This is a genomic window from Mesorhizobium sp. YR577 (assembly GCF_900116595.1).
Taxonomy (GTDB): domain Bacteria; phylum Pseudomonadota; class Alphaproteobacteria; order Rhizobiales; family Rhizobiaceae; genus Mesorhizobium_M.
Map to the genome: position 1 here is coordinate 190,523 of NZ_FPBI01000001.1, position 23,515 is coordinate 214,037.

The following is a 23,515-nucleotide window of genomic DNA, read 5'->3' on the forward strand; positions in this document are numbered from 1 at the left end:
AACGCGGCTGGCCCAACGTTTGGCTATGCCTTATGCGTTGACAAGAAATTAAACCGATTTAATTGTCGCTAAATCGCAAATCCGGACGCAGAATCGCTTATGAACGCAACGAACACGATCGCTGCCGCGAAGAAAGGCCGCTGGGCAGTTGCCGCTGCTTTCTTCGCCAATGGCTTCATCACCGGAAGCTGGGCGCCGCAGATTCCCGTTTTCCTGACGCGGCTCGAGATCAGCGAATTCACGCTCGGCCTGCTGATCCTGGTGTTCGGCGTCGGCGCCATCGCCTTCATGTCGTGGTGCGGTCATCTTATTGCGCGTCATGGCTCGCGCAGCGTCATGCGCTGGTTTGGCGCTGCCGCCACATTTGGCCTGCTGATCGTAGCACTCGCGCCGAATGTGCCGCTGGCTGCGCTCTCTATGTTCCTGTTCGGCGGCGTCATCGGCGGCCTGGACGTGGCGATGAATTCCAATGCGGTGGCCGTCGAAAAGAAGCTTTCGCGGGCAATCATGTCGTCCTCGCATGGCTTCTGGAGCCTTGGCGGTTTCGTCGGCGGCGGCATCGGCGGCATCGCAATCCAGACCTATGGCTATCTCGCCCATGCGGCGGGTGTAACCGTGGTAGCGCTTGTCCTCCTTGGATTTGCGCTGCGCTACCTCGTCGTCGAGGACAGGCATGTCGCGGCTGAGCATCGCAAGTTCACATTGCCGAGAAATCCGGTGATCTACCTGGTCGGCGTGATGGCGCTGTTCTCGATGGTCCCGGAAGGCGCCGTGCTCGATTGGGCAGCACTCTATCTCAAGCAGGAACTCGGCGCGGATATCGCAACGGCCGGCTTCGCCTTTGGCTGCTTCGCCGGCACCATGGCGCTGGTGCGCTTCATGGGCGATGCGGTGAGGAACCGCTATGGCGCGGTGACCACGCTCAGGGTTTCCAGCCTGATCGCCGCTGCCGGCATGCTGGTGGCAGGCTTTGCGCCGACGCCATGGATTGCCATTGCTGCCTTCGCCTTCTGCGGCCTCGGCATTGCCAATATGGTGCCGATCGCCTTTTCGGCGGCGGGCAACCAGCCCGGCATATCGGCTGGGGCCGGCATGAGCGTCGTCACCACCATGGGTTATTCCGGCATTCTGGTAGCGCCGTCGGCCATCGGCTTCATCGGCGGGCACACCGGCTTTGCGCCGGTGTTCGTGGCGGTTTCGGCGCTGCTCGTTGTGGTGTTCCTGCTTGCCGGATTGGCGCGCTCGGCCGATTTCGTGCCTGCGGCGCAGCCTGCCGAATAGCTTCGGATTTCAAGCCCATACAAAAAAGCGCGCCGCGTGATGCGGCGCGCTTTTTTGTTGCAGGCGGCTGCCTGTCAAATTCGTCCCATCAGAAGCAATACGAGCAGCACGACGAGGATAATGCCGACGATACCGGATGGGCCATAACCCCAGGCGCGCGAATGCGGCCACGCGGGAACCGCGCCAATCAGGATCAGAATGAGAATGATGATCAGAAGTGTTGTCAGCGTCATGGCAATTCCCTCGTCTGGAGTGTTGCAATGAACTGACAATGCGCAATCGCGCCACATTGTTCCGCCGGCTACGAAACAGCGGCCGTCCCGGGCACCCGGGACGGCCGCTTTCGCTTCGATTTATTCGGCGGCCTTGGGGTAGGTGACCGGCTCGGCGGTGGTCACCACGGGAGCCGTCTCAGTGGCCGCATCGTCCTTCTTGCCGCGCCGGAACAGCCGGCTGAACCAGCTGCGCTGCGCGCCGGGCTGGCGTTTTGCGCGGGTGAACACCATCAGCATGGCCGGCGTCACCACCAGCGTCAGCACGGTGGCAAAGGACAGGCCGAAGACGATGGCGCTGGACAGCGAGATCCACCACTGGGTCGACGGCGCGTTGATCGTCGTCTCATGGTGGAAGATTTCCAGACCGAGGCCGAAGGCGATCGGCAGCACGCCGAGGATGGCCGAAACGGCTGTTAGCACCACCGGCCGCGCACGTTCGCGGCAGGTCTGCAGGACGGCTTCGGTCTTGTCCCATCCTTCCTCACGCAGCCGGTCGTAGGTGTCGATCAGCACGATGTTGTTGTTCACCACCACGCCGGCCAGCGCGATGACGCCGATGCCGGACATGACGATGCCGAAGGCCTGGCCGGTCAAGAGCAGGCCCAGGAACACGCCGATCGTCGCCATGACCACGCAGGACAGCACCAGCCAGACGCTGGTGAACTTGTTGAACTGCGCCAGAAGCACGAGGAAGATCAGGAAGATCGCGGCACCGAAGGCCTTGCTGAGGAAGGCGCTGGCCTCCTCGCTGTCCTCGTTGGAGCCGGCGAGTTTCCAGCGCACGCCTTCCAGCTTCATGTCGGTGACCGCCTGGGAAACCTGCGCCTGCACCGCGGCGACCTGCTGGCCGGCAGCGACGTTTGCCTGCACGACCACCGTGCGGGCGCCGTCGATACGGTGGAGGATGCCGGTCGTCGGCTCCGGCGTGCGGACGACGAAGTTGGAGATCGGCACCGAGCCCTGGCTTGTCTGGACCCGCAGCTCGTCGAGCGCCGACAAAGTGCGTCGGTCTTCCGGCAGGCGCAGCCTTATGTCGACCGCGTCGTCAGCACCGGCAGGGCGGTATTCGCTGAGCTTCAGGCCGTTCGTCACCAGCTGGACGACCGTTCCGACCGAAGTCGGGCTGATGCCGTATTGCGCGGCCTTTGCCCGATCGACCGTCAGCGCCCAATCGACGCCGGGCGGCGGCAGGCCGTCCGAAATGTCGATGACGCCGGGTACCTGGGCAATGCGGGCAGCAACGTCGCGCGCCTTCTGGTCGAGGCCGGCCGGATCGGCAGCGGAAAGCCTGATCTGCACCGGCTTGCCCGTGGGCGGGCCGGCGTCGGGCACACGAACTTCCACGTCGACGCCCGGAATGCCGGCCATCACGCCACGCAGATCGTCGAGGATGCTGTTGGCCGACTTGCGCTCGCGCCAGTCGACGAACTCGTACTGGATCACGCCGACGACATCTTCCGGTATGTCCTGGCCGCCGCCCTGCGTCTTGCCGACGCGGGTGTAGACCGACTTGATGCCGGGCCAGCCGAGCAGCCTGTTTTCAGCCGCCTTGGTGGCGGCATCCATTTCGGCAAGCGACAGGTTGCCGCGCGCATGAACGTAGAGAAGGCCGTAGTCGGGCTCGACATTGGGGAAGAACTCGACGCCGGCACCGTATTTGCCATAGGCCATGAACACGCCCACCAGCAGCGCGACGGTCAGCAGGCAGACGGTGATCGGATAGCGCACAGCCTGCTTGACGATGGCCATATAGCGGCCGTCGCGATGCTCCTCCTCATGGGCAGGCGCCTTGGCGAAGATGGCCCCGAGCGTCGGCGCAAACACCAGCGCGTAAAGCATCGATGCTGCAAGCGTGACGATCAGCGTGATCGGCAGATACTTCATGAAATCGCCGATGATGCCGGGCCAGAACAACAGCGGCGAGAAGGCGGCGATGCGCGTCATGGTGGCGGCGATGACCGGACCGGCCATGCGCTGGGCGGCCAGTGCGAACGCCTCTTCCTTCGGCATGCCTTCGCTCATGCGGCGCTCGGCGAACTCAGTGACGATGATGGCATCGTCGACCAGCATGCCGACCGCCAGGATCAGGCTGAACAGCACGATCATGTTGATCGTGTAGCCCATCATGGCGAGCAGCAGGATGCCCATCAGGAACGATGACGGGATCGCCAGGCCGATGAGCAGCGAAGCCCGGCCGGACAGCGCATAGAGGATGACGATGAACACCAGGATCACGGCGATCATGACGTGGTTCTGCAGGTCACCCAGCAACTGGTTGACGAAGACCGACTTGTCCTGCGTGTAGGTTACGTTCATGCCTTCCGGCATGGTCTTGATATACTCGTCGGCCACTTCCTTCACATGACCGATCGTATCGATAAGATTGGAGCCGATACGCTTCTTGACTTCGATGGCGATGGCCGGCTTGCCGTTGAGCCGGGTGATCGTCTCGGCATCGGCGAAGGTCGAGCGCACCGTGGCGATGTCCTTGGCCTGGACAACCGCGTTCGGGCCGGCGACGATCGGGAGCGAGGCCACATCCTCGGGCGTCTCGATCAGGGACGGTACCTTGACCGCGTATTTGCCTTCCGACCCTTCGATGTTGCCGGCGGCGACCAGGCTGTTGGACGCCGCTACGCCCTGGATCAGCTGGTCGAGCTGCAGGCCGTAGGACGACAGCTTCATCGGGTCGATGAGCACCTCGACAAGGTCGTCGCGGGAGCCCTGCAGCGAGCCTTCGAGCACGCCGGGAATCTCTTCGATGCGGTCGCGCAGCTCGCGCGCGGATGCAGTGAGCACGCGCTCCGGCACGTCGCCCGACAGCGTCACGACAAGGACGGGAAACTCCGAGATATTGACTTCGTTGACGGTCGGTTCCTCGGCCGCCTGCGGCAGGTCGGCCTTGGCGTCCTGCACCTTGGAGCGCGTGTCCTGCAACGCTGTCGCCAGATCGGTCTGCGGCTGGAACTCGACCAGCACGTAACCGCCGCCCTGGAAGGCGGCAGAGCGCATTTCCTTCAGGCCCTTGAGGCTTTTGAGCTTGCTTTCCATCGGCCGGAGCAGAAGGCGCTCCGAATCCTCAGGCGAAATGCCTTGGTAGATCAGGCTGATATACATCATCGGAATCGGAACGTCGGGTTCCGCTTCCTTGGGCGTGGACTCATAGGCGATGGCGCCCGCCAGCACGAGGAAGAACAGCACCGATATTGTTAGGCGCGCGTTGTTTATTGCGAGCTTGACGATATTCATGCTCTCTGGTCCCGCTTATTGCGTGCTGCCGGTAGCTTCGCCCATCAGCTTGCGCAAGGTTTCCTGGTCGGCGTCGACGGGCTTGACCACGTCGCCTTCCTTCACCAATTCCTGACCGGCAACGATTATGCGTGCGTCGCTTGGAATGCCGCCGAGCACCAGCCCTTTCGGCGAATCATCGACGAGGTCGATCGGGAAGAAGGTGACCTTGCTGTCCTTGTCGACGGAGCGAATGCCGAGATCGCCCTTGTCGCCCAGCGTCACCACCGAGCGCGGCAGCATCACTGCGTCGGTCGGCTGCGCGCTCAGCGCGATTTCGGCGGTCATGCCGGCTGGAATGGCGCCGTCGGCATTGGGGATGGCGATCTCGATGCGGAAGGTGCGGGTCGCCGAAGACGCATCGCGGCTGATGTAGCGCACCTTGCCCTTGACGGTCTGGTCGTTGACCATGCGCACATCGGCCTCGTCGCCGATCTTGATGTAGCGCAGGTCGCGTTCGCTGATTTCGCCGCGCGCGATCACCGGGTCGAGGGCGAGGATGGTCGCGACCTCACCGCCTTGCATGACCGCGCTGCCGAGTTCCACCGGAACGCGGTCGATGACGCCGTTGAACGGGGCCTTCACCTCATTGCGATCGAGTTCGGCCTGGGCGGTGTCGAGCAGAGACTGCGCCGAGGAGAGATTGGAGCGTGCGGTGTCGAGCTGGAGCTTTGCCAGGTTACCGGTCTTGGCCAGCCGCTCGGCGGCGTCCAGTTCCGCCCGGCGCTGAACCAGCAGTTGCTTGGCGTTGGCCACTGCCGACAGCTTTTCCTCTGCCGCCAGCATCAGCACGAGATCGCCGGTCTTGACGCGATCGCCCTGCTTGACCGGCAGTTTGTCGATGACGCCGCCGACGCGGGTCGCCAGAACGGCACGCTTGTCGGCCTCGGTCAGGCCGGAGATGCGGATAACGCGCGCATAGGTGCGCTGCGGCGGCGTGATGACAGCGACGGTGCGGGGCGGAGCCTTTGGCGCTACAGTCTCGGCCTTCTTCTTTTCGGCTTCGGTGGCAGCGCTGCCGACGGAGGAGAATTCGCCCGTGCCCATCCAGGCGGCGAAGCCGATGAGCACAATGATAGCGGCAAGCTTGTGGAACCTAATCTTGGCCATGACCATTTCCAATGTAAGGGCCCCGGCGAGGCCACTCTCGTGCTTGAGGCGCGCCGCCGGATATGGGTGCGCCTATCGCCGGGTTCAATCGGTTCGTTCGCGAAAAGTTGAACGGTGTGCGCCTTTTATCGCAAGTTTGTGACGCAAAATAGTCAGAAAAATTCATGGGTCGTCCAATCCTGACAATGGGTTGTCAGGAGCTCTCGTTAACCGGCGAAGATGACGTCAGCCTTGCAAATACATGCAGGGATTTGACGATTACGGGCAGGGCGCGCCGGCAGCCGTCCATTTCTCGATTGCCTGATAGGTTTCCTCGGCCGAGCCAGGTGCTGGTTCGCGCCCAGGGCCGGGATTCCAGCCCCAGCCGACGAGCTTGTCGCTGCGCACATGCTCAGCGACTTCGGCGAGCGACCTGCCGCCATTGCGCGCCGGGTCCTTTATCTGGGCGCAGATTTCGCCGGACGACTTTCCGAACCAGACCATTTCGGCCGGCGCCAGATGCCAGTTCTCGGCACCGGGCGGGCCGTGCAGCACGGCGGAGTTGGTCTCGAAATGGCAGGTCATGCAGCGCAACCCCGGATTGCCCAGGCCCGAGCCGTCAATCCCGCGCTGGACATTGAAGGCGTGGAAGCGGGTCTTGCCGTAATGCGCGCCCGACCAGCGCGGATGATCGTCCTCGACATGGCAATTGGCGCAACGCGGATGCGAAAACACCGCATAGATCTTTTCCCATTCCGGCAATCCCGCCGCTGCATCGACAGTCGCCGGCGTCTGCGCTTCCTGCGCCAGAACCCATGTCGCCATGGCAAAGACCATGATGGCCGAGGTCAGGATTACGATGAAAGCCCTCATGCGAAACTCACTTCCTTCGACAGCGGAAGGCTGCGTATGCGCTTGCCTGTCAGCGCGAAGACGGCGTTGGCGAGTGCGGGGATCGCCGGCGGCGTGGCGACTTCACCGACGCCGCCCATCTTCCTGGCGTTTTCCAGAATGGCGACTTCGAAGGTCGGGCACTGGAAGATGCGCATGGCGTCGAAATCGTGGAAGTTCGATTGCTCGACCATGCCATCGGCGAAGGTGATCTCCTGTCCCATCGCCGCCGACAGGCCATAGATTGCGCCGGAAACCAGCTGAGCCTCGATGATGCCGGGGTCGATCGCCGTGCCGACATCGGCGGCGATCCAGACCTTTTCGATGCGGATGCCGGCCGGCGTGTCGGCGACCTGCACGACCTCGCCGACCCAGCTGCCGAAGCTCAGCGTGAAGGCAAAACCCTTGGCCTTGCCGGTGGGCAGCGTCTCGCCCCATTTCGCCATCTCGGCGACTTTCTCTACGACCTTCAGCGCGGTCGGGTGTGCCGTCATCAACTTCCGGCGCAGCTCGACGGGGTCGGTTTTGCCGGCGGTCGCGATCTCGTCCATGAAGGCTTCGTGGAAGAAGCCGTTGTAGGAATTGCCGACCGAACGCCAGAAGCCGACGGGCACCGAAACCTGCGCGGGGATCGCAGCGACGCGGTAGTTCGGCACGACATAGGGCTGGTCGAACGAGCCCTCGGCGATGGTCTTGTCCGGCCCGACCGGCGACAGCGATGGAAACGTCCGCCGCAGCACGCTGGCGATGATCGAGGGGGAGGCGATCTTCATGTCGATTGCCACCGGCAGGCCGTCGTCACCGAGCCGCGCCTGGAATTTTCCGGCTGCCGCGGGGCGGTAGACGTCGTGGCGGGTGTCTTCCTCGCGTGTCCAGATGATCTTCACCGGACGCCCCCCTGCCTCCTTTGCCAGAAGGGTGGCATAGATGGAAAAATCCATCTCGCCGCGCCGGCCGAAGCCGCCACCGAGGAATGTCGTGTGGACATTGACCTTGTCCTGCTCGACGCCCGCAGCACCGGCGCAAAGCTGGCGGGTTATGGTCGGCATCTGGTTGGGCGACCAGATGTCGAGCACGCCGTCCTTCAGCCGTGCCGTGGCGTTCATCGGCTCCATGCAGGCATGGGCCAGATAAGGCACGGCATAATCGGCCTCGACGATCTTTTCGCGTGGCGCGTCGGCGAAGGCGGTGTCGACATTGCCGTCGTCGCGCAGCGCCGAGCCCTGCGTGGCAAGCGCGTCGGTCAACGCCTTGGAGATCGCTGCGCTATCTATTGGATATTCGGCGCCGGCCCATTCGACCTCGATGGCTTCAGCCGCCTTGAACGCCGCCCAGGTGTTTTCGGCGATCACGCCGAAGCCGTGGCCGTAGGTCGTTTCGAGCGGCACGATCCTGATCACGCCGGGCATCTTCTCGGCCTTGGAGAGGTCGGACTTAACCGGCTTCGACCAGAAGCGCGGGCTCATCTTCACTGTACCGTGCAGCATGTCGGGCAAGGTCACATCGACGCCGAAGATCGGCGCGCCGGTGACCTTGGCCAGCATGTCCGTGCGCATCTGCGGCTTGCCGAGCAGCTTCCACTCGGTCTTTTCCCTGAGCTTCAGCGTTGCCGGCGGTTCGATCTGCGCGGCTGCAACTGCAACCTCGCCATAGGTCACGCTCTTGCCCGACGCCTTGTGGGTGATGGTGGCGTCGGCCGTTTCCAGTTCGGAAGCCGGTACGCCAAGGTTCTTGGCTGCCGCTTCCACCAGAACATGGCGGGTTGCGGCGCCGGCCTGGCGCATCTTGTCGAAACCGTCGCGGATCGATGACGAACCGCCAGTGCCCTGGAAACCGAGGACCTTGCCGAGAGCGCCCATCGCACCGCGCGCCGTTTCGGCGACGAGGCCGTCATTGTAGAAGGCGAAGGGGCCGCCGTCGGCCAGCATTTCGGAATTGTAGTAAGCGTAGGCCGCCGGCCCGTGCTCGACCTTGATCCTGTCGAGGCCGACATCGAGTTCCTCGGCGACCAAAGCGGCAAGCGAGGTCGAAACGCCCTGGCCCATCTCGGCGCGCGGCGCGATGACGGTGATGGTATTGTCGGAGGCGACCTTCACATAGGGATTGAACGTCGCCTCGCCCTCGGCAAGCTCGCCTTCGAGCGGGTTGGGGTAGGGCTTGCGATAATAGTAATAGCCGATGGCGACGCCGCCGGCGATTGCGGCTGCACCAATCAGGAATGTGCGGCGGGCGATCTTGCCAACGCTGGCCATGGTCAGATCCCCGCCGTCTTGAGTGCTGCCGCTTTCTTGATTGCGGCGCGGATGCGCGGATAGGTGCCGCAGCGGCAGAGATTGCCGCCCATGGCGTTGTCGATGTCCTCGTCGCTCGGGCTCTCGATCTCGTCGAGCAGCGCCACCGCGCTCATGATCTGGCCGGCCTGGCAGTAGCCGCATTGGGCGACCTGCTCTTCCAGCCACGCCTGCTGCACCGGATGCAGCTTGCCGTCGGTGGAGATGCCTTCGATGGTGGTGATTTCGCCCTGCACCTCTCGGAGCGGTAGTATACAGGAGCGCACTGGGGTGCCGTCCATATGCACGGTGCAGGCGCCGCAGGCAGCGATGCCGCAGCCGAATTTCGGCCCGGTCTTGCCGGCGAGGTCGCGCAGCGCCCAAAGCAGGGGCATCTCCGGATCGGCTTCGATGTCGATTGGTTTTCCGTCGACGATGAGGCGCATGGGGATACCCTTTGTTGTCATCCACAGCCTGCCGTGAAGCCTGCGCCTCCGACGTTTCTACATCTTGACAAAATTCGTCATTATGTCAATAGACGTTTGCAAGGACAGATTTGCCGTGAGCCAAACCGCAGAAACAGCCGCCGACCCGAAACGCGCCCGCATCCTCGACGGGGCGTTGAAGATGTTTCTCGCCTATGGGTTTTCGCGCACGACCATGGACGACATCGCCCGGGCAGCTGAGGTCTCACGCCCGGCGCTCTATCTCCTGTTCAGGAACAAGACCGACATTTATCGCGCGCTGGCGTCGATCCTGCTTGAAGGCTCATGCGCGAAGGCGAAGGCGGCGCTGGCCACCGGCAAGCCGCTCGGTGAGCGCATGTGGCTTGCGATCGACACGGCGATCATCTCGGTCATGGCTGAGATTTCGGAATCGCCGCATGGCGCGGAAATCCTCGACATGAAGGGCAGTCTTGCCGGCGATGTCGTCGAGGCGTGGCGTTCGACGCTGGTCGGTCATTTCGCCGCTGCAATCGAGAGCGAAGCCAAGACTACCGGTGCCGATCTGGCGGCTCGCGGCCTGTCGCCGATGATGCTCGCCGACATGCTGTTCGATGGTCTCGAAGGCATGAAGATGAGGATCACCGGCGCGGAAGAGCAGCGCAAGGCGGTGCGGGGATTGGTCCGGGTTATCGAACTTTCACTTCAGGCGTGAGGGCGAGCACCGGCAGGCTTCTTGCGGGTCGCAAGGAATTCGCGGACGCGCTTGCCGGGATCGCGCTGGCGCAGCGGGCCGAAGCGGCCTTCGAATTCGTCCGTCAGGTCCAGCGTGCCACGCTTGCCGATAGCATCGAAATTCTCTTCCAGCCAGTCGCCGGCGGCATTGCGGCCGAGATCGCGCAGATATTCGAGGAAGGCCCATTCGGCGTTGATCTTGGATGAGGCCGAAAGGTTCTTGAAGGCCTCGTCGGCATCAATGCGATGCATGCGGATGTCGCGATACTCGCCATGCGGCAGCCGGCCCGAGGCGATCATCTCCTTGATGAAGGCGATGGCGCGGAATTCGCGCAGCAGGGCGGCGTTGAAGGTGATCTCGTCGATGCGGTTCTGGATTTCGTTGGCGGTCTTTGGCGTTTCCTCGCGCACCACCGGGTTGATCTGCACGAGCAGAACGTCTTCGGTCGCGGCCTGATCGAAGAACGGAAAGATCGCCGGGTTGCCGCCATAGCCGCCGTCCCAATAGGGCTTTCCCTCGATCTCCACCGCCTGGAAAATCTGCGGCAGGCAGGCCGAGGCCATGACCACGTCGAGGGTAATCTCGTTGTGATCGAAGACGCGCAGCTGGCCGGTCTCGACATTGGTCGCCGAGATGAACAGCTTGATCGCCTTGCGCGAGCGGACATTGTTGAAGTCGATCTCGGCCTCGACCACGTCGCGTAGCGGATTGACGTTGAGCGGATTGGCGAGATAGGGCGACAGCGAGCGGGACATCATGTCGTACCAGATGTAGCCCGGCGTGTTCTCGATCGACCAGTTGCCCCACAACACGTCCCAGGGTGCGCGCCGCACCGGGCTGAAACGGCCTTTGAGCGCGATCGCGCGCCACAGATCGTGAAGCTTCTGGCGCGCGCCGTCAGCGCCGTCGCGGACCCAGCCGTCGGCCAGGGCTACGGCATTCATGGCGCCGGCGCTGGTGCCGGACACCGCCGCGATATCAAGCCGGCCGTCTTCCAGCAGGCGGTCGAGCACGCCCCAGGAAAAGGCGCCATGCGAGCCGCCGCCCTGAAGGGCGACATTGATCGGTTTGTTATCCTCCGCCTTGCCGTTGGTGGTCATGGCGTTGTCCTTTCAATCGCTTTCTGGTGAGCGTAATCGCATTCGAAATACCCCCACCCCTAACCCCTCCCCACAAGGGGGAGGGAAATCTTGCTTCGTGGCCGCCCAGCCCCGATCTTCACCGTTCTTGCTGGCTAAAACAGTGAAATCGTCCCCCTCCCCCTTGTGGGGAGGGGTTAGGGGTGGGGGTATAATGCCGCCCAGGCTCTATCAGAGCATTCATATGCAATTGCCTTGCCGTAAACGGCGAGAAAGAAAAACTCAGCGCCTCACTCCGCCGTCCAGCCGCCGTCGACGGAGATATGCGTGCCGTTGATCTGGGCGGCGGCGTCCGAGCAGAGGAAGGCAGCGGTTGCGCCGATCTGCTCGACGGTGACGAATTCCTTGGTCGGCTGCTTGTCGAGCATGACCTCGCGGATCACCGTTTCGCGGTCCATGTTGTGGGCCTTCATCTGGTCAGGAATCTGGGCTTCGACCAGCGGCGTCAGCACATAGCCGGGGCAGATGGCGTTGCAGGTGATGCCGTCGGTGGCGACTTCAAGCGCTACCGTCTTGGTCAGGCCCATGATGCCGTGCTTGGCCGAGACATAGGCAGACTTGAACGGCGAGGCGACGAGGCCGTGGGCCGAGGCGATGTTGACGATGCGGCCATAGCGGGCCTTCTTCATCAGCGGAAGGGCTGCCGCGATCGTGTGGAAGGCCGACGACAGGTTGATGGCGATGATCGCATCCCATTTGTCGATCGGGAATTCCTCGACCGGCGCGACATGCTGGATGCCGGCATTGTTGACCAGGATATCGACCGAACCGAATTTTTCGGCGGCCTTGGCAACCAGCGCGCGGCATTCGGCCGGCTTCGACATGTCGGCCTGCACATAGATCGTCTTGACCGAATGATCCCTGGCGATCTTGTCCGCGATGGCGTGATCGTCAGCCGTGTCGGAGAAGGAATTGACGACGATGTTGCAGCCCTGCGCGGCGAGCGCATGGGCGATCGCCAGGCCGATGCCGGAGGTCGAACCGGTGACGATTGCTGTTCTTGTGGCGGCCATGGCAAAATGTCCTTTGTCCAAAATGGTGCGGCGCACTCTATATATTGCATTGCAGCAAAATTGCGAATGTGGTGCGACAGGACGGCACGGAAGGATAGGCCACAAAATGAAAATTACTTGACTAAGTCAAGTAATTTGACGAGGATAGGCGCTTTCCATGGTGCTTCAATGCTCAAAATTCTCGCTCCCACCGAAGACCAGATCGAAGCCGTGCGGATCTTCAATCGCTTCTACACGCGCCAGATCGGCTTGCTGCAGGAGGGATTGCTCAAGAGCAATTTCTCGCTGACCGAGGCGCGGGTTCTTTATGAGCTGGCGAACCGCGACGGCTTGACGGCGAGCGACCTGACGCGCGAGCTGGGGCTCGATGCCGGCTACCTCAGCCGGCTTCTGAAGAAGTTCGAGACCCGCCGTCTGTTGACGCGCGCACCGTCCACACTCGATGGCCGCCAGACGGTTCTGTCGTTGACCGTTGCCGGCCGCGCAGCCTTCGCGCCGCTGAACCGCGCATCCGCAGAAGAGGTCTCCACGCTGCTGGGGCGTCTTTCCGTCGAGGATCGGGAAAAGGCGGTGAAGGCGATGCAGGCCGTGCAGCGCCTGCTTGGCGGCGCGGAACCGAAGGAACCCTATATCCTGCGGCCGTTGCAGGTCGGCGATATCGGCTGGATCACGCACCGGCAGGGTGTGCTTTACGCGCAGGAATATGGTTTCGACGGGAGCTACGAGGCGCTGGTGGCGGAAATCCTCAGCACCTTCGTCAGGGATTTCGACCCGCAATGGGAGCGTGCCTGGATCGCCGAGCGGGACGGCGAGGTGGTCGGCTCGGTCTTCATCGTGCGCAAATCAGAAACCGTCGCCAAGCTCAGGCTGCTCTATGTCGATCCATCTGCGCGCGGCCTCGGCATCGGGCGCCGGCTGGTCGAGGAGTGTATCTCCTTTGCCCGTTCCAAGGGCTACAAGACGATGACGCTATGGACCAACGACATACTGCTGGCTGCCCGGCACATCTATCAGACGGCGGGGTTCAAGCTGGTTGAGGAAGATCGCCACCACTCCTTCGGCCAGGATCTGGTCGGGCAGACCTGGGAGCTGGAGCTTTGAGTTTCAGCTCGCCTCGTCGATCTGGAAAAGCTGGATGTAATTGCCGCAAGTGTCGTTGAGCGCAACGGTGGTTGGCCCGCTTGCCGGTTTCGTCGGCGAGCCGCGAAACTCGACGCCGAGCAATGTCAGCCGCGCATATTCGGCGTGGATGTCGTCGACGCCGAAGGCCGTGATCGGGATGCCGGCGGCGAACAGGGCCTTCTGGAACGTCACCGCCTCGGCAACGCCGTGCACCGGTTCGAGCAGCAGTTCGGTGCCGTCCGGTTCATCGGCAGCCGTCACCGTCAGCCAGCTTGCGCCATTGCCGAAGGGAATGTCGCGCTTGAGCGCAAAGCCAAGCTTTTCCGTATAGAAAACCTTCGCCTTCTGCTGGTCATCGACCAGCACGCTGGTGAGTTTTACCCGGATCATGGCGGTTCTCCCTGCTTTTGTTCATCCTCGGCGCGCAAGATGGCCTCGAGCGTGTCGAGCCGGTCCAGCCAGTAATTCTCGTAGAAGCGCAGCCATTCGTCGGCGGCTTTCAGCGGCGCGGGCTCGATGCGGCAGATATGCGACCGGCCCTCGACGCGACGCCGGACGAGGCCTGCCGCTTCCAGCACGCGAATATGCTTCGAGGCTGCGGCAAACGACATGTCGAAGGGTGCGGCAAGCTCGCCGATATTCTGCTCGCGGGCTGTCAGGCTGCGCAGCATCGCCCGCCGCGTCGGGTCCGACAGCGCACGGAAAATACCGTCCAGGGCGGGGGTGTCATCTAAAACCATATGGTTCAATATCAGCCCGATAAAAAACTGTAAACCCTTTGGTTCAATAATGCTGCTCGATATAGACTGACGGGTGAGCGAAACGTCGCGGCCATTGACATCGGGCGCGGCGTCCTCCACGTCAGGCGCGACTACCTTTTCGCAAAGAGGCTGCCGGCAATGACCGGATATTTTTCCTCCCCATTTCCCCGCCGCCACTCGGTCGGCGTCGACGTCGGTGGCGTAATCGTCGGCGGCAGTGCGCCGGTCGTCGTTCAGTCGATGACCAATACGGACACCGCCGATATCGACCAGACCGTGGCGCAGGTTGCGGCACTCCATCGTGCCGGCTCCGAGATCGTGCGCATCACCGTCGACCGCGACGAATCGGCTGCCGCAGTGCCCGCGATCCGCGAGCGGCTGGAGCGGCTCGGCATCAATGTACCACTGGTCGGCGACTTCCATTATATCGGCCACAAGCTGCTTGCCGATCACCCGGCCTGCGCCGAGGCGCTGGCGAAATACCGCATCAATCCGGGCAATGTCGGCTTCAAGGACAAGAAGGACAAGCAGTTCGCGGCGATCGTCGAAATGGCGATCAGATACGACAAGCCGGTTCGCATCGGCGTCAACTGGGGTTCGCTCGACCAGGAGCTTCTGACGAAGCTGATGGACGAGAACCAGAACAGCGGTTCGCCGCTGACGGCGCAGGAAGTGACGCGCGAGGCGATCGTGCAGTCGGCGCTGATCTCGGCCGACCTCGCCGAGGAAATCGGCTTGCCGCGCGACAAGATCATCCTGTCGGCCAAGGTCAGCCAGGTGCAGGACCTCATCGCCGTCTATACGATGCTGGCGCAGCGCTCCGACCACGCGCTGCATCTGGGCCTCACCGAGGCCGGCATGGGCTCCAAGGGCATCGTCGCCTCGTCGGCGGCCATGGGCATCCTGTTGCAGCAGGGCATCGGCGACACGATCCGCATTTCGCTGACGCCGGAGCCCAATGGCGACCGCACCCGCGAGGTGCAGGTGTCGCAGGAACTTCTGCAGACCATGGGTTTCCGCCAGTTCGTGCCGATCGTGGCGGCATGCCCAGGCTGTGGCCGCACGACCTCGACGGTGTTCCAGGAACTGGCCCAGAACATCCAGGCCGATCTGCGCAAGAACATGCCGGTGTGGCGCGACAAATATCCGGGCGTCGAAGAGCTCAAGGTTGCGGTCATGGGCTGCATCGTCAACGGACCCGGCGAATCGAAGCATGCCGATATCGGCATTTCACTGCCCGGTACCGGCGAGATGCCGGCAGCTCCCGTCTTCATCGACGGCAAGAAAGCGGTGACGCTGCGCGGTCCCTCTATTGCCGAGGATTTCGAAAGGCTGGTCGCCGACTATATCGAGCAGCGGTTCGGCCGCGGCAAGCAGGCAGCAGAGTAGCGCATGCGCAGCCTCGCAAAAGCAGCCCTGCTCTTTTGCGTGATCGCCTGGAGCGACACAGCCCTTGCCGACCCGCCCGGACGGACAAAACCGGTGACGGTCGGTCGCATCTGCAATCTCATCGACACCCATGCCGGCCGCTTCGGCGTGCCGCGCGATTTCTTTGCCCGTCTGATCTGGAAGGAAAGCCGCTTCGACGCCAATGCGGTCAGCCCTGCAGGCGCGGAAGGCATTGCCCAGTTCATGCCCGGCACGGCCAGGATACGCGGGCTGGTCGACCCGTTCGACATCGAGCAGGCGATCGAGGCATCGGCCAAATATCTCGGCGAGCTCAAAACCGGCTTCGGCAACCTCGGCCTGGCGGCTGCCGCCTACAATGCCGGCGAGACCCGGGTGTCGCGCTGGCTCTCCTCCGGCGGCTTCCTGCCGATGGAAACGGAAAACTACGTGCTCGACATCATGGGCGAGCCGGCGGACAATTTCACCAACGCTTCCTATGCCGGCACCATTCACCCGCTCGATAAGAAGCAGGAGTTTTCCGAAGCCTGCCGCAGGCTGCCGATCGTCAGGACGGCGACCATTCCCATGTCGCGCATAAACGTCAAGCCGTGGGGCATTCAGGTGGCGGGCAATTTCCGCCAGTCGGCGGCCATCCGCCAATGGCAGCGCGAGAGGGCGAAATTCCCGGCGCTGCTGCGTGGTTACGATCCGGTGGTCAGCCGCATACGCTCGCCCATCGGCCGGCGCGGCATCTACGCGGTCAGGATAGGCGCCGACAACCGGGCCACGGCCGACATCATCTGCCAGAAGTTGCGTGGCGCCGGCGGCGCCTGCGTGGTGATGCGAAACAGGTAGATCCGGAAGTATTCACCGGCATAACCGAGGCAGCGAAGCCGATTTCCTGTCCGATTTTCAATTGCGGCGTCACTCGCCGCAACAACGTCTTGTGGTTGCATGTTCTATGTGATCGACTTGCAGAATGGGAACGGACTGGATGGAGAAGGCGCGGCGCTTTCGCACCTGGCGAGGCAGATGAGCAAGACGGCGGAAGAGATACTGGCTCATCCCCGTTTTGCCGAGGCGCGGCGCGCGCATATCGATGCCCTGGTAGGGTTGTTTGCCGACAACCGCTTCGTCACCCGGCTCATGATCGATTCCGGCACGATCATGCTGAGGGCGCTTCTCGTCGGCTTCCATGTCGCCCACGACGAGGATGACCGGACGACCTGGGCAACGCTCGGGCAGGTTCAAAATGTTCTTGTGGAGCGCGGTCTGGCAAGTGCGCGCCGTGTCGAGGATCTCGTCGCCCGCTTTCGTCAGGTGGGCTACGTCGTTTCGGTCGAATCTCCGTCGGATATCAGGGTGCGCATCCTCAAGCCGACCGAGCAGTTGCTGGCGCATGATCGTGATCATCTCGCCGTCTACCATCGCTTCCTGTACGATCTTTATCCTGATCGCGGGCACGATTGGACCTTGCGGCAGGATCCCCGGGTGCATTTTGCAATACGCAAAGCAATGTTTCTGGCGCTCGACAAGGCCACGGTTTTCACGCGCCACCAACCGATAATGACGTTTCTCTCCCGCAACGCCGGCTATTGCGCGTTCCTGCTCGTGGCGCAGGCAGCACTTTCGCGCTACCCCCGCGAGCAGAGTTTCGGCTCGATCGCCGATCGTCTTGGCGTCTCGCGAACGCATGTCCGCAATATTTTTGTCGATGCGGAGGCCGCGGGGTTTGTCAGTTGCGAAGGCAAGCCGGGTAGTCCCGTCGAGATATTGCCACCGCTCTGGCAGGCTTACGACGATTTCCTTGCCGATATGCAGGCAGGTCAGGACGCCATCGCGCAGGCCGCCTTCGCCACTCTGCGAGCGGATTGCGGCGCCGATCACCCAGCCTGACAGGGCATCATTCAACGTGTCCCTGAGCGGATGCTGCCCAGGTCATTCGTGCTGGACACGGCCGGCGTGACGGGCTTGTCTGTCGGGGATCAGAATCCAAGGAGGCAGCCACATGGAAAAATCCTTTCGCAGATCGATCATCCTTGCCATTACCAGCGCGGTCGGCTTCATCCCATTATCGTCCGCCTTTGCCGTATCGCCCGAGCCGCTGGAAGCGGAGCACGGCATGGTGGTGACCGCGCAGCATCTGGCGTCGGAGGTCGGCGTCGACGTGCTGAAGAAGGGCGGCAACGCCGTGGATGCGGCGGTTGCGGTCGGCTACGCGCTGGCAGTGGTCTACCCGACCGCCGGCAATATCGGCGGCGGCGGCTTCATGACCATCCGCCTGAAGGACGGCAAGACGACGTTCCTGGATTTCCGCGAGCGCGCGCCGCTTGCCTCGACCAAGACGATGTATCTCGATGACAAGGGCGAGTTCATAAAGGGCCTCAGCACCAGCGGCTATCTTGCCGTCGGCGTACCGGGCTCGGTCATGGGATTTGAGACTGCCCGGACCAAATATGGAAAACTGTCGCGTGAGGATCTTATGGCGCCGGCGATACGTCTGGCCAAGGAAGGTTTTGCGCTGGAGGAGGGTGACGCGACCTCGCTGGAGGGTGGCGCCAAGAAGCTGGCGAAGGACCCTGCGGCGGCAGCAATTTTCCTCAAGCCGGATGGCAAGCCCTACGCTGCCGGCGAGACGCTTGTTCAGCCTGAACTTGCCGCGTCGCTTTCCAGCATTTCTGAAAAGGGGCCGGACGCTTTCTACAAGGGGCCGATTGCCGACGCGATCGTCAATGCCAGCATGTCGATGAAGGGCATTCTGGCGAAGGAGGATTTCGAGCAGTACTCGGTGCGCGAACTGGAGCCGATCAAGTGCAATTATCGCGGCTATGAGATCGTCTCCTCGCCGCCGCCGAGTTCGGGCGGGGTCATCATCTGCGAAATCCTCAACGTGCTGGAAGGCTATCCGCTTTCCTATCTCGGCTACGGTTCGGCCGACACCACACATGTCATGATCGAGGCGATGCGGCATGCCTATGTCGATCGCAATACGGCACTTGGCGATCCTGATTTCGTGAAAAATCCGGTCGAGAAGCTGCTCGACAAGAATTATGCCAGGGAAATCCGCACCAAGATCAGCCCGTTCAAAGCGGGCGTTTCGCAGGATCTGAAGCCGGAGGGTTTTGGCGAGAGCAACGAGACGACGCATTATTCCATCGTCGACGACGAGGGCAACGCGGTCGCCGTCACCTACACGCTCAACGGCTCTTTCGGCGCCGGCGTCGTGGCGCCGGGAACCGGTATCCTGCTCAACAACGAAATGGACGATTTCACCGCCAAGCCGGGCGTGCCCAATCTCTACGGGCTGGTTCAGGGCGAAGCCAATGCGATCGAGCCGAAGAAGACGCCGCTGTCCTCGATGAGCCCGACCATCGTTTCCAAAGACGGCAAGCCGTTCATGGTCATCGGCAGCCCCGGCGGCGCGCGCATTATCACGATTACGCTGGAAGCGATCGTCAACGTCATCGATCACGGCATGAACATCCAGGAAGCGATCGACGCGCCGCGCATCCACCACCAATGGCTGCCCGATAAGGTCTATATGGAGCCCTATGCGCTGTCGCCTGACACGCGGCGTCTGCTCACCGGCATGGGACATGATGTCGATATCGACCCGGACTGGACGATCTGGGGGCAGGCCGCGGGCATAATCATCGGCGGCAAGAGTGTGGCCGAAATCGAGAAGGGTGGCGGCGCGCGCTATTACGGTGCGATGGACAGCCGCGCTGCTGCGGGAGCGCCGCGTGGGTATTAAAAGGCCCTGACAGCTTATTGCCTTTTTCGAGCGTTAACGCTGTTCCTTCGAGGAAGAGGGATGTTCGCTGGTTTGAATTGAGTGAGCGAACGGGTTCGGTTTAGGCTGCCATGCTTGTGGGGCTGCCTGCGCTTTTGACGAGGAAAAAAGAATGACAGGAACGCGATCCATTGTTCTGGCTGCCGGTTTGACGGCTCTTATGGCGATGGGGTCTTTCCCAGCCTACGCACAGGACGCGAAAACGACGAACCAGGCGATCGACGAGGCGCTCGGCAACCACGCCCAGTATGAGACGGTCATCAAGGCGTTGCAGCAGGGCGTGAAGGGCAAGGATGCCAAGGCGGTCGCGGCGCTGGTCGATTATCCGATCAGCGTGAAGATCAGCGGCAAGGATACGGAGATCAAATCCGAGAAGGATTTCGTCACCCATTACGACGCCATTTTCACGCCCAAGATCGCCAAGGTGGTCGAGGATCAGAAATATGAAGACCTGTTCGTGAATTATCAGGGCATCATGTTCGGCGACGGCCAGGTCTGGATCAACGGCATCTGCAAGGACAGCGCCTGCAAGGCCTTCGATGCCAAGATCGTCACCATTCAGGATGGGCCGTAACAGCCTCTAGGCCGACCGCGCCAACTCCGTCGTCTCGCTCAGCCACGCGCCGATCTTGGTGCCGAGGCGGTCAGGCGAGATCGGCTTGGGCAGGTAGTCGTCCATGCCGGCGTCGATGCATTTCTCGCGGTCGCCCTTCAGCGCATGGGCGGTGACGCCGATGATCGGCGTATGCGCGCCGATGGCGGCCTCGGCGGTGCGGATGGCGCGCGTGGCCTCATAGCCGTTCATCTCCGGCATCGACACATCCATCAGGATCAGGCGCGGGCTGAAGGTGCGGTACATCTCCACCGCGGTGCGGCCGTTGGCGGCGATCCTGTAGGATAGGCCGAGACCGTCGAGGATCTGGCCGAAGACAAGCTGGTTCACTTCGTTGTCCTCGGCCACGAGGATGTCGAGCGGTACATTGGCCGAGGGCTGTGCCGTACTCTGCATGGGCGTCGTGGCAGCCGAGCCGCGCAAGACGGTGAAGGCAGGTGTTGCGGGTTTGGGCGCCGGCGCTGGTGCGACAACAGGTGCGGCCTCCCGCACGAATTGCGCCGCCTTGCCAAGCTGGGTGCGCGCCTTCTGGATCGCGCCGATGACGGTGCCCAGAAGTATCGCCGAACGGGCCGGCTTGGTCAGGTGCGCGGCAATGCCGTAATCGAGCACGAGGCGGCCGAAATCGACCTGGTCGACCGAAGTGAGCAGCACGACGGGGATGGAGGCAAGCCGGCTGTCGGAGGACATCGCCTTGGCGACGTCGGCGCCGTTCATGCCGGGCATCTGGTAGTCGAGGATGACGCAGTCCACCGTCGCGCCGAGCTGGTGGGCGCGGTCGAGGAAGGCGAGGCCGACGGCGCCCGTCTCCGCAGCGGCGCAATCGAAGCCCCAGCTTCTGAGCTGTTCGAGCAGGATGTCGCGGTTGACCGGGTTGTCGTCGATGACCAGAACGCGCGCGCCGGTGACATCGGTCGGCACGATCTCGGTCTGCGCGGTGGCCTCATGCGCCGGCAGTGGCACGGTGAACCAGAACACGGAGCCACGCCCGACCTCGCTCTCGATGCCGATCGTGCCGCCCATCAGGTCGACAAGCCGCGCGGCAATGGCGAGGCCCAGGCCGGTGCCTTCGTGACGGCGCGTGGAAGAATTGTCGACCTGCGCGAATTTCTCGAACACGGTCTGCAGCTTCTCGGCGGGAATGCCGATGCCGGTGTCCTCGACGCGAACCTTCAACTGAACGGTGCCGTCCTCGACCGTGCCGGAAACGTCGATGAGAACGTGGCCCTTCTCGGTGAACTTTACCGCATTGCCGAGCATGTTGGTGATGATCTGGCGGAAGCGCCCGACATCGCCGACGACATGGGCCGGCAGGCGGGGGTCGACGCGAACGATGAGCTCGAGGTTCTTTTCAGCGACGCGTGCCGAAACCAGCGTGGCGACGTCCTCGACCGCCTCCGAAAGACGGAACGGCGCGGGGTCGAGCGTGAGCTGGCCGGCATTGATCTTCGAAAAATCGAGAATGTCGTTGATGATGGTCAGCAGTGCGTTGCCGGATTTGACGATCACGTCGGTGAAGGTCTTCTGGCGCGGCGTCAGCTCGGTCTTGGCCAGAAGCTCGGCCATGCCGAGAACGCCGTTCATCGGCGTGCGGATTTCATGGCTCATATTGGCGAGGAATTCGGATTTGGCCCGGTCGGCGGCCTCGGCCTGGAACAGTGATTCCGCCGACTCGGCAAAGGCCTTGCGAATCGCCTTTTCCATCGGCCGGAATATCCACAGTGCAACAAGTCCAAGCACCGCAATCAGCGCCAGTCCGGCATAGGACAGGAACGTGTCGCTGCGGTGCTCGACGAATGCGCGCTCGCGATCGAGTGCGGTGCGGGCGCGGATCAGCAGAGGCTGGGCGAAAAGATCGTTCTGGTTGCGGATTTCGCGATTGCCCCACTCGTCGATCTTCTGCGCGCCGGCAAGCACGCCGAGATTGCGCACGATATCGCGCGCCGACCAGAACAGGTCGCCATTGACCGAAGCGGAATCGAGATCACCGATGGTTTTTGCTGAAAGATCGTTCCGCACCGCGGCGAGATCGGCGGTCAGCGCGTCGATTTTTTCCTGCAGCCGGTTGGCGTGGCCGCTCGCGGCATTGGAAAGGTCGGCGCGGGTGTCGGCGCGCCAGGCGGTGGTTGCGGTCTCGGAGAATGTCGTGGCGTTGCGAAGATCGCGCCCGAGCGTGGTGAGGTTGCCGCCGATCTGGTCGATCGCGTTGCGCAGCTGGTTCATGCTGTTCAGCGTGTAGAAGATCGCGCCCGAGGTCAGCGCGAAAATCAGCAAACCCGACAGATATCTGATCCGGATCGAACGGATGAACAGCGAATAATCTGGCACGCACACACTCCGGACACATACGCACAATTTTACAGAGCCGGATTACGCTTGATTTACATTAAAATTTCGTGATCGAGAATCACCGGTTCTCCCGCAGGTTGCGCCAGGGTGTGTGGAGATTCAGCCTATTTGCGCCGGTCGGCGACGAAGCTGGCCGCATCTTTCAAGAGGGCGGCGCGTTCGCCGTAGGGCTCAAGCAGAAGATGCGCCTGTTCCACCAGGCCGTGCAGTTGATCCTGAGCCCAGTTCGCGCCATGCAATCCGACCAGCGTCGCCTTGCCGGCGGCAGCATCCTTGCCGGTCGCCTTGCCCATGGTTTCCGCGTTAGACGTCAGGTCGAGCAGGTCGTCGGCAAGCTGGAAGGCAAGGCCGATGGCCGAGCCGAATTCGGCAAGCCGCTCGCGGTCGGCGGGTGCTGCACCGGCAAGGATGGCGCCGGCCTCGCAGCCGTAGCGGATCAGCGCGCCGGTCTTCATCGCCTGCAGCGTGATGATGCCGGTCTCGTCGGGGCGCTTGCGCTCTGCCTCGAGGTCGAGCGCCTGGCCGCCGGCCATGCCGCCGATGCCGGCTGCCCGCGAAAGGCCTAGCACGAGGTCGAGCTTTCGCTGCGCCGGCAGTTCCGTCGCCTCATCGGCGATAATGTCGAAGGCGTAGGTCAAAAGGCTGTCGCCGGCCAGGATGGCGCTGGCCTCGTCGAAGGCGCGGTGCACGGTCGGCTGGCCGCGGCGCAGATCGTCGTCGTCCATGGCAGGCAGATCGTCGTGGATCAGCGAGTAGCAGTGCACGCATTCGAGCGCTGCGGCGACGCGCAGTGCTGCCTCGCCGTCTGCTTCAAAAAGGGCTGCACTTTCCAGCACCAGAAAGGGGCGCAGGCGCTTGCCGCCGTTCAGCACGCCATGGCGCATGGCGGCCAGCAGCGTGCCCGGCCGGACAATCTCGCCGGGCAGGATGCGCTCGTCGAGCAGGCGTCGCAGCAGCGCCTCGACAGACTGGGCGCGCAACTCAAGGTGGGCTTCGAACGGCAAAATGTCTTCCTCGATCATGGCCGCCACGGTTTACGGCAATCGCAGCCGCGGTCAAGTTC

At 62.8% G+C, this 23,515-nt stretch carries 20 protein-coding genes; 8 read left to right on the forward strand and 12 right to left on the reverse strand.

Going from position 1 to position 23,515, the window contains the following annotated elements:
• Positions 1–99 precede the first annotated feature (99 nt).
• Positions 100–1,281: an MFS transporter gene (locus tag BM413_RS00945; protein WP_091909149.1), complete on the forward strand. Its 1,182-nt coding sequence runs from the start codon at positions 100–102 to the stop codon at positions 1,279–1,281.
• 74 nt (positions 1,282–1,355) lie between these two features.
• Here BM413_RS00945 and BM413_RS00950 read toward each other — a convergent pair whose 3' ends face one another.
• The 6 genes from BM413_RS00950 to BM413_RS00975 form a co-directional block, all read right to left on the reverse strand.
• Positions 1,356–1,514, reverse strand: a complete 159-nt coding sequence (locus BM413_RS00950; protein ID WP_091909152.1) for a DUF3309 family protein — start codon at positions 1,512–1,514, stop codon at positions 1,356–1,358.
• A 120-nt stretch (positions 1,515–1,634) separates the two neighbouring features.
• On the reverse strand, positions 1,635–4,805 hold the full coding sequence (locus BM413_RS00955; protein ID WP_091909155.1) for an efflux RND transporter permease subunit: 3,171 nt from the start codon (positions 4,803–4,805) through the stop codon (positions 1,635–1,637).
• Positions 4,806–4,820: 15 nt separating this feature from the next.
• Positions 4,821–5,954: an efflux RND transporter periplasmic adaptor subunit gene (locus BM413_RS00960; protein ID WP_091909157.1), complete on the reverse strand. Its 1,134-nt coding sequence runs from the start codon at positions 5,952–5,954 to the stop codon at positions 4,821–4,823.
• A 258-nt stretch (positions 5,955–6,212) separates the two neighbouring features.
• A complete protein-coding gene (locus tag BM413_RS00965) occupies positions 6,213–6,806 on the reverse strand; it encodes a hypothetical protein (RefSeq protein ID WP_091909160.1) in 594 nt (197 codons plus the stop codon).
• Entirely contained in the window at positions 6,803–9,076 is a 2,274-nt protein-coding gene (locus tag BM413_RS00970) for a xanthine dehydrogenase family protein molybdopterin-binding subunit (RefSeq protein ID WP_091909163.1), read from the reverse strand. Before BM413_RS00970 ends, BM413_RS00965 begins: the two co-directional genes overlap by 4 nt.
• A gap of 2 nt (positions 9,077–9,078) precedes the next feature.
• A complete protein-coding gene (locus BM413_RS00975; RefSeq protein ID WP_091909165.1) occupies positions 9,079–9,540 on the reverse strand; it encodes a (2Fe-2S)-binding protein in 462 nt (153 codons plus the stop codon).
• Between the two features lie 115 nt (positions 9,541–9,655).
• Between BM413_RS00975 and BM413_RS00980 the strand changes: the two genes are divergently transcribed.
• Positions 9,656–10,252, forward strand: coding sequence for a TetR/AcrR family transcriptional regulator (locus BM413_RS00980; RefSeq protein ID WP_091910206.1), 597 nt, complete (start codon positions 9,656–9,658; stop codon positions 10,250–10,252).
• Here the strand turns inward: BM413_RS00980 and BM413_RS00985 are convergent.
• Entirely contained in the window at positions 10,243–11,373 is a 1,131-nt protein-coding gene (locus BM413_RS00985; protein WP_091909167.1) for a patatin-like phospholipase family protein, read from the reverse strand. The two genes, BM413_RS00980 and BM413_RS00985, sit on opposite strands and share 10 nt — an antisense overlap.
• 269 nt (positions 11,374–11,642) lie before the next feature.
• On the reverse strand, positions 11,643–12,425 hold the full coding sequence (locus tag BM413_RS00990) for a 3-hydroxybutyrate dehydrogenase (RefSeq protein WP_091910209.1): 783 nt from the start codon (positions 12,423–12,425) through the stop codon (positions 11,643–11,645).
• A 168-nt stretch (positions 12,426–12,593) separates the two neighbouring features.
• On the opposite strand from BM413_RS00990, the gene BM413_RS00995 reads away from it, so the two are divergent.
• Positions 12,594–13,526 carry a bifunctional helix-turn-helix transcriptional regulator/GNAT family N-acetyltransferase gene (locus tag BM413_RS00995; protein WP_091909169.1) on the forward strand — a complete coding sequence of 311 codons (933 nt, stop codon included), beginning with the start codon at positions 12,594–12,596 and terminating at the stop codon, positions 13,524–13,526.
• 3 nt (positions 13,527–13,529) lie between these two features.
• On the opposite strand, the gene BM413_RS01000 is transcribed toward BM413_RS00995, so the two are convergent.
• Both BM413_RS01000 and BM413_RS01005 read right to left on the reverse strand, forming a co-directional pair.
• Positions 13,530–13,937, reverse strand: coding sequence for a VOC family protein (locus BM413_RS01000; protein WP_244537705.1), 408 nt, complete (start codon positions 13,935–13,937; stop codon positions 13,530–13,532).
• Entirely contained in the window at positions 13,934–14,287 is a 354-nt protein-coding gene (locus BM413_RS01005) for an ArsR/SmtB family transcription factor (RefSeq protein ID WP_091910215.1), read from the reverse strand. The genes BM413_RS01000 and BM413_RS01005 overlap by 4 nt, the downstream gene beginning before the upstream one ends.
• Before the next feature lie 159 nt (positions 14,288–14,446).
• Between BM413_RS01005 and ispG the strand changes: the two genes are divergently transcribed.
• The 5 genes from ispG (at position 14,447) to BM413_RS01030 (ending at position 20,064) form a co-directional block, all read left to right on the forward strand.
• Positions 14,447–15,697: a flavodoxin-dependent (E)-4-hydroxy-3-methylbut-2-enyl-diphosphate synthase gene (gene ispG / locus BM413_RS01010; RefSeq protein ID WP_091909171.1), complete on the forward strand. Its 1,251-nt coding sequence runs from the start codon at positions 14,447–14,449 to the stop codon at positions 15,695–15,697.
• A 3-nt stretch (positions 15,698–15,700) separates the two neighbouring features.
• Positions 15,701–16,552: a lytic transglycosylase domain-containing protein gene (locus BM413_RS01015; protein WP_091909172.1), complete on the forward strand. Its 852-nt coding sequence runs from the start codon at positions 15,701–15,703 to the stop codon at positions 16,550–16,552.
• 177 nt (positions 16,553–16,729) lie between these two features.
• Positions 16,730–17,593, forward strand: a complete 864-nt coding sequence (locus BM413_RS01020; protein ID WP_139238538.1) for a hypothetical protein — start codon at positions 16,730–16,732, stop codon at positions 17,591–17,593.
• Between the two features lie 112 nt (positions 17,594–17,705).
• On the forward strand, positions 17,706–19,451 hold the full coding sequence (ggt, locus tag BM413_RS01025) for a gamma-glutamyltransferase (RefSeq protein ID WP_091909175.1): 1,746 nt from the start codon (positions 17,706–17,708) through the stop codon (positions 19,449–19,451).
• A 151-nt stretch (positions 19,452–19,602) separates the two neighbouring features.
• A complete protein-coding gene (locus BM413_RS01030) occupies positions 19,603–20,064 on the forward strand; it encodes a hypothetical protein (RefSeq protein ID WP_091909177.1) in 462 nt (153 codons plus the stop codon).
• Between the two features lie 6 nt (positions 20,065–20,070).
• Here the strand turns inward: BM413_RS01030 and BM413_RS01035 are convergent, their stop codons facing one another.
• A complete protein-coding gene (locus BM413_RS01035) occupies positions 20,071–22,431 on the reverse strand; it encodes a response regulator (protein WP_091909179.1) in 2,361 nt (786 codons plus the stop codon).
• Between the two features lie 125 nt (positions 22,432–22,556).
• Positions 22,557–23,474: a polyprenyl synthetase family protein gene (locus BM413_RS01040; RefSeq protein ID WP_091909181.1), complete on the reverse strand. Its 918-nt coding sequence runs from the start codon at positions 23,472–23,474 to the stop codon at positions 22,557–22,559.
• Positions 23,475–23,515: the final 41 nt, after the last annotated feature.

Excerpts from the sequence above, each read along its gene's own strand:
- BM413_RS00945 (WP_091909149.1), top strand. The coding sequence starts at position 100 with ATGAACGCAACGAACACGATCGCTGCCGCGAAGAAAGGCCGCTGGGCA.
- BM413_RS00950 (WP_091909152.1), bottom strand. The coding sequence starts at position 1,514 with ATGACGCTGACAACACTTCTGATCATCATTCTCATTCTGATCCTGATT.
- BM413_RS00955 (WP_091909155.1), bottom strand. The coding sequence starts at position 4,805 with ATGAATATCGTCAAGCTCGCAATAAACAACGCGCGCCTAACAATATCG.
- BM413_RS00960 (WP_091909157.1), bottom strand. The coding sequence starts at position 5,954 with ATGGCCAAGATTAGGTTCCACAAGCTTGCCGCTATCATTGTGCTCATC.
- BM413_RS00965 (WP_091909160.1), bottom strand. The coding sequence starts at position 6,806 with ATGAGGGCTTTCATCGTAATCCTGACCTCGGCCATCATGGTCTTTGCC.
- BM413_RS00970 (WP_091909163.1), bottom strand. The coding sequence starts at position 9,076 with ATGGCCAGCGTTGGCAAGATCGCCCGCCGCACATTCCTGATTGGTGCA.
- BM413_RS00975 (WP_091909165.1), bottom strand. The coding sequence starts at position 9,540 with ATGCGCCTCATCGTCGACGGAAAACCAATCGACATCGAAGCCGATCCG.
- BM413_RS00985 (WP_091909167.1), bottom strand. The coding sequence starts at position 11,373 with ATGACCACCAACGGCAAGGCGGAGGATAACAAACCGATCAATGTCGCC.
- BM413_RS00990 (WP_091910209.1), bottom strand. The coding sequence starts at position 12,425 with ATGGCCGCCACAAGAACAGCAATCGTCACCGGTTCGACCTCCGGCATC.
- BM413_RS00995 (WP_091909169.1), top strand. The coding sequence starts at position 12,594 with ATGCTCAAAATTCTCGCTCCCACCGAAGACCAGATCGAAGCCGTGCGG.
- BM413_RS01000 (WP_244537705.1), bottom strand. The coding sequence starts at position 13,937 with ATGATCCGGGTAAAACTCACCAGCGTGCTGGTCGATGACCAGCAGAAG.
- BM413_RS01005 (WP_091910215.1), bottom strand. The coding sequence starts at position 14,287 with ATGGTTTTAGATGACACCCCCGCCCTGGACGGTATTTTCCGTGCGCTG.
- ispG (WP_091909171.1), top strand. The coding sequence starts at position 14,447 with ATGACCGGATATTTTTCCTCCCCATTTCCCCGCCGCCACTCGGTCGGC.
- BM413_RS01015 (WP_091909172.1), top strand. The coding sequence starts at position 15,701 with ATGCGCAGCCTCGCAAAAGCAGCCCTGCTCTTTTGCGTGATCGCCTGG.
- BM413_RS01020 (WP_139238538.1), top strand. The coding sequence starts at position 16,730 with ATGAGCAAGACGGCGGAAGAGATACTGGCTCATCCCCGTTTTGCCGAG.
- ggt (WP_091909175.1), top strand. The coding sequence starts at position 17,706 with ATGGAAAAATCCTTTCGCAGATCGATCATCCTTGCCATTACCAGCGCG.
- BM413_RS01030 (WP_091909177.1), top strand. The coding sequence starts at position 19,603 with ATGACAGGAACGCGATCCATTGTTCTGGCTGCCGGTTTGACGGCTCTT.
- BM413_RS01040 (WP_091909181.1), bottom strand. The coding sequence starts at position 23,474 with ATGATCGAGGAAGACATTTTGCCGTTCGAAGCCCACCTTGAGTTGCGC.